13 protein-coding genes are annotated in these 12,355 nt (G+C 68.1%); 8 read left to right on the forward strand and 5 right to left on the reverse strand.

Annotated elements, in window-relative coordinates:
* Positions 1-82: 82 nt before the first annotated feature.
* Both ACSQ3O_RS01890 and ACSQ3O_RS01895 read right to left on the reverse strand, forming a co-directional pair.
* Positions 83-574, reverse strand: coding sequence for a GNAT family N-acetyltransferase (locus ACSQ3O_RS01890; protein WP_137749698.1), 492 nt, complete (start codon positions 572-574; stop codon positions 83-85).
* A 61-nt stretch (positions 575-635) separates the two neighbouring features.
* On the reverse strand, positions 636-1,316 hold the full coding sequence (locus ACSQ3O_RS01895; RefSeq protein ID WP_137749697.1) for a cytochrome b/b6 domain-containing protein: 681 nt from the start codon (positions 1,314-1,316) through the stop codon (positions 636-638).
* A gap of 157 nt (positions 1,317-1,473) precedes the next feature.
* Here ACSQ3O_RS01895 and ACSQ3O_RS01900 point away from each other — a divergent pair, with 157 nt between their 5' ends.
* Positions 1,474-1,929 carry a c-type cytochrome gene (locus tag ACSQ3O_RS01900; RefSeq protein WP_298457111.1) on the forward strand — a complete coding sequence of 152 codons (456 nt, stop codon included), beginning with the start codon at positions 1,474-1,476 and terminating at the stop codon, positions 1,927-1,929.
* 117 nt (positions 1,930-2,046) lie between these two features.
* Here ACSQ3O_RS01900 and ACSQ3O_RS01905 read toward each other — a convergent pair whose 3' ends face one another.
* Complete coding sequence (locus ACSQ3O_RS01905; RefSeq protein ID WP_298457112.1) at positions 2,047-2,550, reverse strand: TlpA disulfide reductase family protein; 504 nt, start codon at positions 2,548-2,550, stop codon at positions 2,047-2,049.
* A gap of 126 nt (positions 2,551-2,676) precedes the next feature.
* On the opposite strand from ACSQ3O_RS01905, the gene ACSQ3O_RS01910 reads away from it, so the two are divergent.
* The 6 genes from ACSQ3O_RS01910 (at position 2,677) to ACSQ3O_RS01935 (ending at position 8,349) form a co-directional block, all read left to right on the forward strand.
* The gene (locus ACSQ3O_RS01910) at positions 2,677-3,213 is read left to right on the forward strand and encodes a hypothetical protein (protein ID WP_137749694.1); all 537 of its coding nucleotides are present in this window, start codon (positions 2,677-2,679) and stop codon (positions 3,211-3,213) included.
* Positions 3,210-4,463 (forward strand): MFS transporter, encoded by a 1,254-nt coding sequence (locus ACSQ3O_RS01915; protein ID WP_436137673.1) that lies wholly within the window; start codon positions 3,210-3,212, stop codon positions 4,461-4,463. Before ACSQ3O_RS01910 ends, ACSQ3O_RS01915 begins: the two co-directional genes overlap by 4 nt.
* Positions 4,464-4,553: 90 nt before the next feature.
* A complete protein-coding gene (locus ACSQ3O_RS01920) occupies positions 4,554-5,006 on the forward strand; it encodes a PTS sugar transporter subunit IIA (protein ID WP_298457115.1) in 453 nt (150 codons plus the stop codon).
* Positions 4,975-5,244, forward strand: a complete 270-nt coding sequence (locus ACSQ3O_RS01925; RefSeq protein WP_436137674.1) for an HPr family phosphocarrier protein — start codon at positions 4,975-4,977, stop codon at positions 5,242-5,244. Before ACSQ3O_RS01920 ends, ACSQ3O_RS01925 begins: the two co-directional genes overlap by 32 nt.
* A 53-nt stretch (positions 5,245-5,297) precedes the next feature.
* Positions 5,298-7,055 (forward strand): phosphoenolpyruvate--protein phosphotransferase, encoded by a 1,758-nt coding sequence (ptsP, locus tag ACSQ3O_RS01930; RefSeq protein WP_436137675.1) that lies wholly within the window; start codon positions 5,298-5,300, stop codon positions 7,053-7,055.
* Positions 7,056-7,110: 55 nt separating this feature from the next.
* Complete coding sequence (locus tag ACSQ3O_RS01935) at positions 7,111-8,349, forward strand: MFS transporter (protein ID WP_436137676.1); 1,239 nt, start codon at positions 7,111-7,113, stop codon at positions 8,347-8,349.
* A 52-nt stretch (positions 8,350-8,401) separates the two neighbouring features.
* On the opposite strand, the gene ACSQ3O_RS01940 is transcribed toward ACSQ3O_RS01935, so the two are convergent.
* Positions 8,402-9,235, reverse strand: a complete 834-nt coding sequence (locus ACSQ3O_RS01940; RefSeq protein WP_137749689.1) for a DMT family transporter — start codon at positions 9,233-9,235, stop codon at positions 8,402-8,404.
* Between the two features lie 79 nt (positions 9,236-9,314).
* Positions 9,315-10,037 carry a helix-turn-helix domain-containing protein gene (locus tag ACSQ3O_RS01945; protein ID WP_436137677.1) on the reverse strand — a complete coding sequence of 241 codons (723 nt, stop codon included), beginning with the start codon at positions 10,035-10,037 and terminating at the stop codon, positions 9,315-9,317.
* A 154-nt stretch (positions 10,038-10,191) separates the two neighbouring features.
* Here ACSQ3O_RS01945 and ACSQ3O_RS01950 point away from each other — a divergent pair, with 154 nt between their 5' ends.
* Complete coding sequence (locus tag ACSQ3O_RS01950) at positions 10,192-12,354, forward strand: type I secretion system permease/ATPase (protein WP_137749687.1); 2,163 nt, start codon at positions 10,192-10,194, stop codon at positions 12,352-12,354.
* Position 12,355 lies beyond the last annotated feature (1 nt).

Here is a 12,355-nt window from a genome sequence, read left to right on the forward strand (position 1 = left end):
ACCAGGCCGCCTTGATTCTATGTGAACTATCAAAATGATAGCTGTCAGCGCTTATGGGATGCACGCAGGGGCCCCAAAAAGCTCAAGAAATATCGACCTTGAGGTAGTGTGCCCCGGCAATGGGGTTGTGGTAGTAGGGCGGGATCTCTTCAAAGCCCAGGTCGGTGTACAGCGCGCGGGCGGACTCCATGTCGTCCAGGGTGTCGAGCAGCACGCAGGCATAGCCTGCCTGCCGGGCGCGGTCCAGCATGGCCTCGGCGAGTTCGCGCCCCAGGCCAAAACCGCGAAACGCCTTGCGCACAAACAGGCGCTTCATCTCGCTGGCGTTGGGGTAGTCGGCGGCGTCCAGCGGGCGCAGGGCGCAGCAGCCGGCCACGGCACCTTCGACCACGGCCACCAGCAGGGCGCCGCGTGGCTCCGCGTAGTCGCCGGGCAGCTGGGCGAGTTCGGCGTCAAAGCCCTGGAAACACAGGTCTACGCCCAGGGTGCTGGCGTATTCCCGGAAGATGTCGCGCACGGCGTCCAGCTCGGCCGGGGTGCTGGGGGTTCGCAGGGTGATGGAAGGCTTGTCCAAAACGCTAGGGGGCAAAACGATGGAAGCCGCAGTGTAGCGAGGTCGTTCCTGGACCAGGCCGTCAGAACCCTGCCGCCATGGCCAGCGACGAGACCCACCAGGCCAGCCCGGCGCTTCCGGCCAGCACCAACAGCGCCAGGGTGCGGCTCAGGGCGTCATCGCGCGACGGTGCGGCGGGCACGGGCAAGGCCTTGTCGCCGCCCAGCATGGGGCGCACCAGGGTGTGCTTGCGCACCAGCACATAGAACAGCACGGCCAGCACATGCAGGGCGATCAGACCCAGCACGAGGTACTGGCCAATCTCCTTGTGGTAGCCCGTGGCCTGGCCCACCACAGCGCTGGAGACAAAACGCGTGAGCGGGCCCGCGAAGGCGATTTCGTCGTCGCTCAGCAGGCCTGTGCCCACCTGCGCGCCCAGTACGGCCAGCAGCGCAAACACCGACAGCGCACCCAGCGGGCTGTGCCCGGCGCTGTCCTCGGGGTGGGCGTTGCCACGCAGGTAGCGTACCAGCCGGGCGGGCGAATACAGAAAAGCCGAGAAGCGCGACCAGCGCCCGCCGATCAGCCCCCAGACCACCCGGAACACCAGCAGCGCCAGCACGGCGTAGCCCAGGCGAAAGTGCCATTCCATGGCGTTGCCGCCCACCTTGGCGGTGATGACCAACCCCACCACGCAGACGGCCAGGGCCCAGTGGAAGAGGCGGGTGGGAAGGTCCCAGATGCGTACGGTGTGTTGCGTCATGGTGGCGAAGGCAGGGGAGGAGAGGAGGGGATGGGCGCATTGTGAGGGACGCTGCGCCCGGCTGGAAGGGCCCCGGCCATGCGAAAACGCGCCCGAAGCGGCATACTGCCAGCGGGCCCCAAGGTGGGAGCCCACCCCACGACAAAGGAAATCTCCCATGAAAGCACTTGCCGCATTTGCCCTTGCCGCCGCCACGCTGACCCTGTCGGCCCCCGCCTCGGCCCAGTTTGCCAAGGCCGAGGACGCCATCAAATACCGCCAGAGCGCACTCTTCGTGATGGGCCAGCATTTTGGCCGCCTGGGCGCCATGGCCAATGGCCGCGTGCCGTTTGATGCCAAGGTCGCGCAAGAAAATGCCGACGTAGTGGCCGAAATGGCCAAGCTGCCCTGGGCCGGTTTTGGCGCGGGCACGGACAAGGGTGCGCCCACCAAGGCGCTGCCGGAGATCTGGACGGAGCAGGCCAAGTTCAAGGAACACTCCGACAAGCTGCAGGCCGAGACCGTCAAGCTGGCCGCCGCTGCCAAGACGGGCAACCTCGACAACCTCAAGACCGCGTTCGGCGCAGCGGCAGGTACCTGCAAGGCCTGCCATGACAACTACCGTGCGAAGTGATGTCTGCTATCAAATAGGTAGCTATTAGGGCAAGCCTATAAGGCGCAAGGGGCTGATTTCTTGAGAAATCAGCCCCTTTGTTCGTCGGAGCAGCACCGCCGTCCGGCTCACACTTTGTCAGGTCTCGGCCAGCAGCTTCTCGATGAGCAGGTGCAGCTCGGGGAAGTTGGGCGCGCCCACATAGGTTTTCACGATCTCGCCGCGCTTGTTGACGATGAAGGTCGAAGGCGTCAGGCGCACATCGCCCCAGGCCTTGGCCACGTTGCCGGTGTTGTCGATCGCCACCTTGAAGGGCAGCTTGCGCGTTTCGGCAAAGTTCACCACGTAGCTGGGCGGGTCGTAGCTCATGGCCACGGCCAGGGTCTCGAACCCCTTGGTGTTGTACTTGTTGTAGGTGGCGACGATCTCGGGCATCTCGGCCACGCAGGTGGTGCAGCTCGTGGCCCAGAAGTTGACCAGGGTGACCTTGCCTTTCAGGTCGGTGGTGGATTTGCTGGAGCCGTCCAGCAGCACAAAGGTCGATGCGGGCGCTTCGGCGCGGCCCGTGTCCAGGTACACGTACGCGCCCACGGCCGCAAACGCTGCCACTGCCACACCTGCTGCCCAATGCTTGATCGCCATGACTTCACCATCCATCCAGAAAAATCGAGGGGCTGAGGCCCACACGGCATTGTGCCGGATGGGCGCCCCTGGGGGTCGATTCGATCCCCAGGCAAAAGTTCGGGCCACTCTGCAGATAATGGGCCGATGCATAGGACATTGACCGGGGCGCTGGCCCTGCTGCTGCTGGCGGGCTGCAGCCCCGCGCTGAACTGGCGCACCGTGCCGCTGCCCGAGGCGGGCCTCACCATCACGCTGCCCTGCAAGCCCGACCAGGCCACCCGCACCGTGGAGCTGGCCGGGGCGCCGGTGGCGCTGGCCATGGTGGGCTGCGATGCCGATGGCGCGACCTTTGCCGTGTCCCACGCGGCGCTGGCCGACCCGGCCCAGGTGGGCACGGCGCTCACCCACTGGCGGGCGGCTGTGCTGGCGCGCTTGGGGCCACAGGCAACCACCTCGGCGGCCGACACCCCCTACACACCGCGCGGCGCCTTGCCGCTGCCACAGTCGCTGCGCACGGTGGCCCAGGGCCAGCGTGCCGATGGCTCGGTGGTCACGGCGCAGGCCGTGTGGTTTGCGCGCGCTGCAGGCCCCGAGGTGCGGCTGTTCCACGCGGTGGTCTACAGCCAGAAACCCCGGCCCGAGGTGGCCGAGCAGTTTTTTGCCGGCCTGGCGTTGCCATGAGCGGCGTGTTGTCGCGGCGCTCTGCCGTCATTGTTTTCCTGGCGTTTGCGTTTGCCTATTTTTTGTCGGCGCTGGTGCGCGCCGTCACGGCCACGCTGGCGCCCACGCTGGCGGCAGAGTTTGCGCTGCAGGCACGTGACCTGGGGCTGCTGGCCGGGGGCTACTTTCTGGGCTTTTCGGCCACGCAGTTGCCGCTGGGCACCTGGCTGGACCGCCACGGGCCCAAGAAGGTGGCACTGGGGTTTCTGGGCGTGGCCGTGGTGGGCAGCCTGGTGTTTTCGGCTGCCACCGGGTTTTCGGGCCTGCTGGCCGGGCGTGTGTTGTGCGGCGCGGGCGTGAGCGCCTGCCTGATGGCCCCGCTCACGGGCTACCGGCGTTGGCTGGACCCCGTGGCCCAGATGCGGGCGAACTCGTGGATGCTGATGACCGGCTCGCTGGGCATGGTGGCATCCACGCTCCCCGTGCAGTGGGCCTTGCCGCTGGTGGGCTGGCGCCCGCTGTTCTGGGGTCTGGCGGTGTTGATTGCGTTGTCGATGGTGGTGATCGCCCTGTGGGTGCCGGGCTGGGGTCCGGCGGCGCAGCCGAAGGCAGATTCCAGCGACGCAGAGGCCGTGCCCCAGGGCTATGGCGTGGTGTGGCGCCACCCTTACTTCCAGCGCCTCGCGCCGCTGGGGTTCTTCTGCTACGGCGGCATGGTGGCCATGCAGACCCTGTGGGCCGGGCCGTGGATGCAGCGGGTGGCGGGCTACACCGCGCTGGAGGCCGCCACTGGCCTGTTCTGGATCAATGTGTCCATGCTCTGCACCTTCTGGACCTGGGGCATGCTCAACCCCTGGCTGCTGCGCAAAGGGTTTGGGGCCGACCGGCTCATGGCCTGGGGCCTGCCGCTGTGCTCGGTGGTGCTGCTGGGCATCATCCTGGCCGGGCCGCAGGCCGGGGGCGGGGCCTGGGCGCTGTTTTGCGTGTCGTGCACCTTTGTGTCGCTGTCGCAGCCCGCTGTGGCCATGGCGTTCCCGCAGGCGCTGGCGGGGCGGGCGCTGTCGGCCTACAACCTGGTGATCTTTGTGGGCGTGTTTGTGGTGCAGTGGGGCATTGGCCTGGCGGTGGATGCGTTTGCGGGCGCGGGCCTGGCCACGGTGCCTGCGTTCCAGGCGGCCATGGCGGTGTACCTGGTGTGCAACGCGGGCGCCTATGCGTGGTTCCTGCTGCGGGGGCGGCGCCATAATGTGCTGCCAACCCCTGCACCATGAAGACCGACGCCCACCCAGCCGCCTCCACGCACCGCACCGGGCCCCTGCGCCCTGCGGTCCGTTGACACCTGTTGCGCGCAGGTCATGACCATGAGCCCCACCAGCATCCTCATCATTGCCCACGCCCCGCTGGCCCATGCGCTGCGCGAATGTGCCCTGCACGTGTTTGCCGATTGCGGCGACAGCGTGGCCGCGCTGGATGTGCAGCCCAACCAGCCGCCCGAAGAGTCGCTGGCCCAGGCGCGCATCCTGCTGGAGCAGCTGGGCACCGATTCCACCCTGGTGCTGACCGATGTGTTCGGCGCCACGCCGTGCAACGTGGCGCAGCGCCTGGTCGATGGCGTGCGCTCGCGCCTGGTGACGGGCGCCAACCTGCCCATGCTGCTGCGCGCCGTGAGCTACCGGGCCGAACCCCTCGACTCCGTGGTCAGCCGCGCGGTGGTGGGGGGCACGCAAGGGGTGATGCAGGTGGCCATTTCCGCGCCACAGAACCAGAACCGCCGTCACCGACATGATCAAGACCCGTACGACCATCAGCAATAAACTGGGCCTGCACGCCCGCGCATCGGCCAAGCTCACCAAGCTGGCCGGCAGCTTTCCCTGCGACGTTTTCATGAGCAAGGGCGACCGCCGCATCAACGCCAAGAGCATCATGGGCGTGATGATGCTGGCCGCCGGGCTCGGCTCCGAGGTGGAGCTGGAAACCAGCGGCGACCGCGAGCAAGAGGCCATGGACGCCCTGCTGGCGCTCATTGCCGACAAGTTTGGCGAGGGCGAGTGAGCCTCCCCACCGAGCCCATGTCCTGATCCCGTCGAACCTTTGATAGCACCACCATGACCTTCTCCGTCCACGGCCTCGCAGTTGCACGCGGCATTGCCATTGGCCGGGCCGTGCTGGTGGCATCGAGCCGCGTGGATGTGGCGCACTATTTTGTGGAGCCCTCCCAGGTCGAGGGCGAGATCGAGCGCGTGCGCCAGGGCCGCAATGCCGTGGTCGAAGAGTTGCAGCGCCTGCAGACCGACATGCCCGCCGACGCGCCGCACGAGCTGACCGCGCTGCTGGACGTGCACCTGATGCTGCTCCAGGACGAGGCCCTCACGGGCGGCGTCAAGCACTGGATCACTGAGCGCCTGTACAACGCCGAGTGGGCGCTTACCACGCAGCTCGAAGTGATTGCGCGCCAGTTCGACGAGATGGAGGACGAGTACCTGCGCGAGCGCAAGGCCGACCTGGAGCAGGTGGTCGAGCGCATCCTGCGCCACATGAAAGGCGTGGCCAGCCCCGTCGCGCCGCCCGCCAGCAGCCCGCGCCGCAAGACGCAGCAAGACCTGCTGCTGGACGACACGGTGGACGTGCCCCTGGTGCTGGTGGCGCACGACCTCTCACCCGCCGACATGCTGCAGTTCAAGCAAAGCGTGTTCGCGGGCTTTGTCACTGACGTGGGCGGCAAGACCAGCCACACCGCCATCGTCGCGCGCAGCATGGACATCCCCGCCGTGGTGGGCGCACGCGCCGCCAGCCAGCTGGTGCGGCAGGACGACTGGGTCATCATCGACGGCGATGCGGGCGTGGTCATCGTCGATCCCTCGCCCATCATCCTGGCCGAATACGGTTTTCGCCAGCGCCAGGTCGAGCTGGAGCGCGAGCGCCTGGCGCGCCTGCGGCACACACCCGCCATCACCATCGACGGCCACAAGATCGAGCTGCTGGCCAACATCGAGCAGCCCGGCGACGCCGCCGCCGCCGTGCGCGCGGGCGCTGTGGGCGTGGGCCTGTTCCGCAGCGAATTTCTGTTCATGGGCAAAAGCGGCAACCTGCCCGGCGAGGACGAGCAATACCGCGCCTACTGCGAGGCCATCGACGGCATGCAGGGACTGCCGGTCACCATCCGCACCATCGATGTGGGCGCCGACAAACCCCTGGACAACAAGGCCCACAAGGACAACTACCTGAACCCCGCGCTGGGCCTGCGCGCCATCCGCTGGAGCCTGGCCGACCCGGCCATGTTCCGCACCCAGCTGCGCGCCGTGCTGCGTGCGGCCGCGCATGGCAAGGTCAACCTGCTGTTCCCGATGCTGGCGCACACGCACGAGATCCAGCAGACGCTGGCGCAGGTGGACCTGGCCCGCGCCGAGCTGGATGCGCGCGGCGAGCCCTACGGCCCGGTGCAGCTGGGCGCCATGATCGAAGTGCCCGCCGCCGCGCTCATGGTGCGCACCTTCCTCAAGTACTTCGACTTTCTCTCGATCGGCACCAACGACCTGATCCAGTACACCCTGGCCATCGACCGTGCCGATGAGGCCGTGGCGCACCTGTACGACCCGCTGCACCCCGCCGTGCTGCGCCTGGTGGGCGACGTGATCGCCGAGGGCGAGCGCCAGGGCAAGAGCGTGTGTGTGTGTGGTGAAACGGCGGGCGACGTGACCATGACGCGCCTGCTGCTGGGCTTGGGCCTGCGCAGCTTCTCCATGCACCCGGCGCAGATCCTGGCGATCAAGCAGGAGGTGCTGCGCGCCGACACCCGCAAGCTCGCGCCCTGGGCGCAGCAGGTGATTGGCGGCGAGGAGCCCGCCGCGCTACTGGCTTCTTAAGGTGTATCAAAATTGATAGCAACCCAGGCATGCTGATCAGGCGCAAAGGCCCGATTTGACTCACATTTCTGCGCCCGCTGCAGACGCCTCCCTCATCGATTCGCGCCAGGCCCTGCACCGCCTGCTGGCCACGCTGGGCCTGGTGGTGCTGGGCAACAGCAGCATGTACGTGGTGTCGGTGGTGCTCCCGGCCGTGCAGGCCGAATTTGGCGTCGGCCGAGCCAGCGCCTCGTTGCCCTACACGCTGATGATGGTCTGCCTGGGGCTGGGCGGCTTGCTCACGGGTCGGCTGGCAGACCGCCACGGCCTCACGCCCGTGCTCTGGCTCGGCGCGCTGGCCGTGCTGGGCGGTTTTGTGGGCGCGGCGTTCTCCGGCAGCATCTGGGCGTTTGGCATCGCGCATGCGGTGATGGGTTTCATCGGCAGCTCGGCCACGTTTGCGCCGCTGCTGGCCGACACCGCGCTGTGGTGGAACCGTCGGCGCGGCATCGCGGTGGCGGTGTGCGCCAGCGGCAACTACGTGGCGGGCGCCATCTGGCCGCCCATCGTGCAGTACGGCATCGACACCGTTGGCTGGCGGCCCACCTACATGGCGCTGGGCGTGGTCTGCGGCCTGGGCATGCTCGCGCTGTCGCTGCGCATGCGCCAGCGCCCGCCCGCCATCCAGGCTGCAGCGGCAGGCGCCAGCACCATGCCGGTGGACCGTTCCCGCCCTTTTGGCCTGGCGCCGGGCGCGGCGATGGCGCTGCTGTGTGTGGCGGGCGTGGCCTGCTGCGTGGCCATGGCCATGCCTCAGGTGCACATCGTCGCCTACTGCACCGACCTCGGGTTTGGCGCCGCCCAGGGCGCGCAGATGCTGTCGCTCATGCTGGCCTGCGGCATCGTGAGCCGCCTGGTCTTCGGACTCATCTGCGACCGCATCGGCGGCATCCGCACGCTGCTGCTGGGCTCGGCGCTGCAGGGCGTGGCGTTGCTGCTGTTCCTGCCCTACGACGGGCTGGTGCCGCTGTACGTTATCTCGGCGCTGTTCGGCCTGTTCCAGGGCGGCATCGTGCCGACCTACGCCATCATCGTGCGCGAGCACTTTGCGCCCGCCCAGGCCAGCGTGCGCGTGGGCGCCGTGATCATGGCCACGCTGGTGGGCATGGCGCTGGGCGGCTGGCTGTCGGGCTGGATCTTCGACATCACCGGCAGCTACCACGCGGCCTTTGTGAACGGCATCGGCTGGAACCTGCTGAACCTCTCCGTCACCGGCTGGCTGTTCCTGCGGGTACGCAGGAAAGTACAAATTTGATAGCTATAAATGCTTGATGGACGCGCGGTAGCCGCCAATTTTGTCTGTATTTCTAGCGTGCCCGCATGCCCATGATGGCCGCACCGATGATCATCACCGTCGCCAGCGCAATGCTGGCGCTGAACGAGCGCCCGCTCACCACGATCAGCAGGGCGGTCGAGGCCAGCGGCGTGATGTAGCTCAGGATGCCGATGTGCCGCGCGTCGCCCAGCTTGAGCGCCTTGTCCCACATGAAGAACGACGCCCCCAGCGGCCCCAGGCCCAGCACGGCCAGCAGCGCCCAGTCGCGCGGCTGCAGGCTGACGGCGGGCTCCAGCGCCACATGGCACAGCAGCGACAGCACCCCCGACACCAGCCCGAACAGGCCGATGGCCGTGGTCGGGAAGGCGGCCACGCGTTTGGTCAGCAGCGAGTAGGTGGCCCAGATGAAGGCGGCAGCCAGCGCGGGCAGGTAGCCCCAGGCCAGGGTGCCGCTCAACTCGCGCCCACCTGCAATGGCGATGGCCGCGCCCCCAAACCCCAGCAGTGCTGCCAGCACATGTGGAAGGCGCAGCGCCACGCCGGGCAGCACCACGGGCGAAAGCACCACGATGAACAGCGGCCAGAGGTAGTTGACCAGGTTGGCTTCGACCGGCGGCGCATGGCGCAGCGCGATGAACAGCAGGAAGTGGTAAGCGAACAGCCCGTACACCCCCAGCGCCAGCGTGCGCAGCGGAATGCGCCACTGCGACGGGTCGCGCAGCACGAACGGCCAGGCGGGCACGCTGCCGATGATGAGCGCAACGCCCGTGAGCAGGAACGGCGGAATGTGGGTGAGCGACACGCCCAGCGAGGCGAGCGAGGCCCAGAGGGCAATGGCGCCCAGGGCATAGAGGTTGGCTTGCATGGGGGCCGAGCTTACGCGCACCCATCGTCGCGCAACGGCGGTCTGTCGTCGCGTGCGGGGGGTTGCCCCGCGTCCGGGGTCAAGGATGCTGGGTGCGGCGCAGGGCGGCCGTGAGGGCCGAGGGCGAGCGGTAACCGGTGCGCCGCGCCACCTCGGCCACCGCCATGCCAGTGCTGCGCAGCAGCCGGGCCTGCGCCAGCCGCTGGCTGCGCAGCCAGGCCATGGCGCCCATGCCCTGGTCGCCCTGGCAGCGGGCTGCAAACTGGCTGGGGCTCAGGTGCACCTGCGCGGCCAGGTCGGCCACGGTCAGTTCGGTGTGCCACCGCCGTGCGGCCCATTGCTGCAGCGCAGGCCAGTCGATGGGGCGGCGGCGCGTGGGGCCCGGGGCTGCGTACGCCTGTGCGGCAGGCCCCCACCCATCGGCCAGCCAGGTCTCGCGCAGCAAGGCGGGGCCATGGGCCAGCGCCAGCGGGCGGCCCTGCTGCAGCGCACTGGCCAGGTAGTGCGCCAGGGGCAGCGCCTGGGCGGGCGGGGTCATCGCCCCGGGCAGGCGCGCGAGTGCCGCCCAGGCCGGGTGGGCGCTGTCGAGCACCAGGCACAGGCTGCCCCCTGCGGACTCGAAATCGTGCCGGTCTCCCGGAGCGATGACACAGCCCCCGCCGGTGGCCACCCGCACGCCGCGCCCTTCCACCTCCAGCTCCAGCGCACCCGACAGCCCCAGCAGGATCTGGAAGTGGTCGTGGCTGTGGCTGCCGGGGGAGGCGCCGTAGCGGCGCAGGGAGAGCAGGTCTGGGGTGTCCATAGGGGGCGTCCGACCCCGGATTTTGCTGCAACCGCTGGCTTGGCTCCAGAGGAGCAAGGGCGGGGCCGTTGCTGCCAAGGCTGCCATTTAATGCTTCGCGGTTTGAATTTATGTTGCTAGAGTGATTTTGAACATTCAGCAACAAGGAACTCATATGGTTTCAAATGCAGGTGTGGCACCGCCTGCAGAGCTTGCAGGGGGCAGTCCCGACGAGTTGTTGTCGTGCCTGCTCATCGTGGCCAAGGCGCATGGCCTGCCGTCCACCGCAGAGGCGGTGATGGCGGGCCTGCCCGCTGACCAGCACCGGCTCACGCCCGGGCTGTTTGGGCGTGCTGCGCGCCGCGCCCACATGAGCAGTCGCCTGGTGCGCGAGCCATTGGCCCGTGTCAAGGACGTGTTGCTGCCCGCCGTGTTGTTGTTGCAGGGCGAGCGCGCCTGCGTGCTGTTGGGCTGGAGCGAGGGGCGCAGCGAGGCGCTGGTGGTGCTGCCCGAGCTGGGCGATGCGCCCATCCAGGTATCGCGCGCCGCGCTGGAGGCGGACTACCTCGGGACCACGGTGTATGTGCGGCCATCCCAGCGCTTCGATGCGCGGGCGCCGCAGGTGAAAGCCGGTCGGCATGGGCACTGGTTCTGGTCCGTGCTGGCAGAAAACCATGGCCTGTACCGCGATGTGCTGCTGGCCGCGCTGCTGGCGAACCTGTTCGCGCTGGGCATGCCCATCTTCACCATGAATGTGTACGACCGCGTGGTGCCCAACAACGCGGTGGACACCCTGTGGGTGCTGGCGCTCGGGCTGTCCATCATGCTCGTGGGGGACCTGGTGCTGCGCACACTGCGGGGCCGGTTTGTGGACCTGGCCAGCAGCCGCGCGGATGTGAAGCTGTCGGCCCACATCATGGAGAAGGTGCTGGGCACACGCATGGAGCAGCGGCCTGCATCGGCGGGGTCGTTCGCGTCGAACCTGCGGTCTTTCGAGTCGGTGCGGGATTTCATCAGTTCGGCCTCGGTGGTGGCGTTCATCGATTTGCCCTTTGCGCTGATTTTTGTTGTGGTGATCGGCTGGATTTCCTGGCCCATGCTGATTCCGCTGGTCATTGGTGCGCTGGTGATGCTGCTCTATGCGCTGGCGGTGCAGGGGCGCATGCACGAGCTGTCCGAGACCACCTACCGCGCGGGCGCACAGCGCAATGCCACCCTGGTCGAGGCGCTGGTGGGCTTCGAGACCGTGAAGGCGCTGGGCGCCGAGGCGCCGCTGCAGCGCAAGTGGGAACGCAGCACGGCGTTGCTGGCGCGGGTGGGCGTGCAGCTGCGGCTGCTCTCGGCCACGGCGAGCAACAGCTCGGCCTTCCTGCAGCAGCTCATCAACCTGGTCATCGTGATCCTGGGCGTGTACATGATTGGCGAGCGCCAGCTCACCATGGGCGGCCTGATCGCCTGCACCATGCTGGCATCGCGCGCCATGGCGCCGGTGGGGCAGGTGGCGGGGCTTCTGGTGCAGTACCACACGGCATCCACGGCGCTGACCTCGCTGAACGAAATGATGAAGCGCGAGGTGGACCGGCCCGAAGGAGCCAGCTTCATCAGCCGGGGGCGGCTCCATGGGGGCATCGAGTTCCGCGATGTGAGTTTTACCTACCCGGGCCAGCAGGCAGCATCGCTGCGCAATGTGACGCTGAACATCAAGCCTGGGGAGCGCGTGGCCATCCTGGGCCGCATCGGCTCGGGCAAGACCACGCTGCAGAAGCTGATCCTGGGGCTGTACCGGCCCACCTCGGGGGCGGTGCTCATCGACGGGATCGACCTGCGGCAGCTGGACCCCGCCGAGCAGCGGCGGCAGATGGGCTATGTGCAGCAGGATGTGATGCTGTTCTACGGATCGCTGCGCGACAACATCACGCTGGGGGCGCCGCTGGCAGACGATGAGTCGGTGGTGCGCGCGGCCGAGATCGGGGGCATTCTGCCCCTCATCAATGCCCATCCCCAGGGGTTCGACATGCTGGTGGGGGAGCGTGGGGAGTCGCTGTCCGGGGGGCAGCGCCAGGGGGTGTCGATTGCCCGGGCAGTGATCAACGACCCGGCCGTGTTGCTGCTCGACGAGCCCACCTCGTCCATGGACCATTCGAGCGAAGAAGACATCAAGCGCCGCCTGGCGGACTTTTCCAAGGGCCGCACCTTGGTGCTCATCAGCCACAGGACGTCGCTGCTGGAGCTGGTGGACCGCATCATCGTGATGGATGCCGGCCGCGTGGTGGCCGACGGACCCAAGGAGCAGGTGGTGCAGGCGCTGCGGCAGGGGCGCATCGGGAAGGCGGTGTGAC

Source organism: Acidovorax sp. LjRoot74 (assembly GCF_964254355.1).
In the GTDB taxonomy this organism is placed as follows: Bacteria; Pseudomonadota; Gammaproteobacteria; order Burkholderiales; family Burkholderiaceae_C; genus Acidovorax.

Excerpts from the sequence above, each read along its gene's own strand:
- ACSQ3O_RS01895 (WP_137749697.1), bottom strand. The coding sequence starts at position 1,316 with ATGACGCAACACACCGTACGCATCTGGGACCTTCCCACCCGCCTCTTC.
- ACSQ3O_RS01900 (WP_298457111.1), top strand. The coding sequence starts at position 1,474 with ATGAAAGCACTTGCCGCATTTGCCCTTGCCGCCGCCACGCTGACCCTG.
- ACSQ3O_RS01905 (WP_298457112.1), bottom strand. The coding sequence starts at position 2,550 with ATGGCGATCAAGCATTGGGCAGCAGGTGTGGCAGTGGCAGCGTTTGCG.
- ACSQ3O_RS01910 (WP_137749694.1), top strand. The coding sequence starts at position 2,677 with ATGCATAGGACATTGACCGGGGCGCTGGCCCTGCTGCTGCTGGCGGGC.
- ACSQ3O_RS01915 (WP_436137673.1), top strand. The coding sequence starts at position 3,210 with ATGAGCGGCGTGTTGTCGCGGCGCTCTGCCGTCATTGTTTTCCTGGCG.
- ACSQ3O_RS01920 (WP_298457115.1), top strand. The coding sequence starts at position 4,554 with ATGAGCCCCACCAGCATCCTCATCATTGCCCACGCCCCGCTGGCCCAT.
- ACSQ3O_RS01925 (WP_436137674.1), top strand. The coding sequence starts at position 4,975 with ATGATCAAGACCCGTACGACCATCAGCAATAAACTGGGCCTGCACGCC.
- ptsP (WP_436137675.1), top strand. The coding sequence starts at position 5,298 with ATGACCTTCTCCGTCCACGGCCTCGCAGTTGCACGCGGCATTGCCATT.
- ACSQ3O_RS01940 (WP_137749689.1), bottom strand. The coding sequence starts at position 9,235 with ATGCAAGCCAACCTCTATGCCCTGGGCGCCATTGCCCTCTGGGCCTCG.
- ACSQ3O_RS01945 (WP_436137677.1), bottom strand. The coding sequence starts at position 10,037 with ATGGACACCCCAGACCTGCTCTCCCTGCGCCGCTACGGCGCCTCCCCC.
- ACSQ3O_RS01950 (WP_137749687.1), top strand. The coding sequence starts at position 10,192 with ATGGTTTCAAATGCAGGTGTGGCACCGCCTGCAGAGCTTGCAGGGGGC.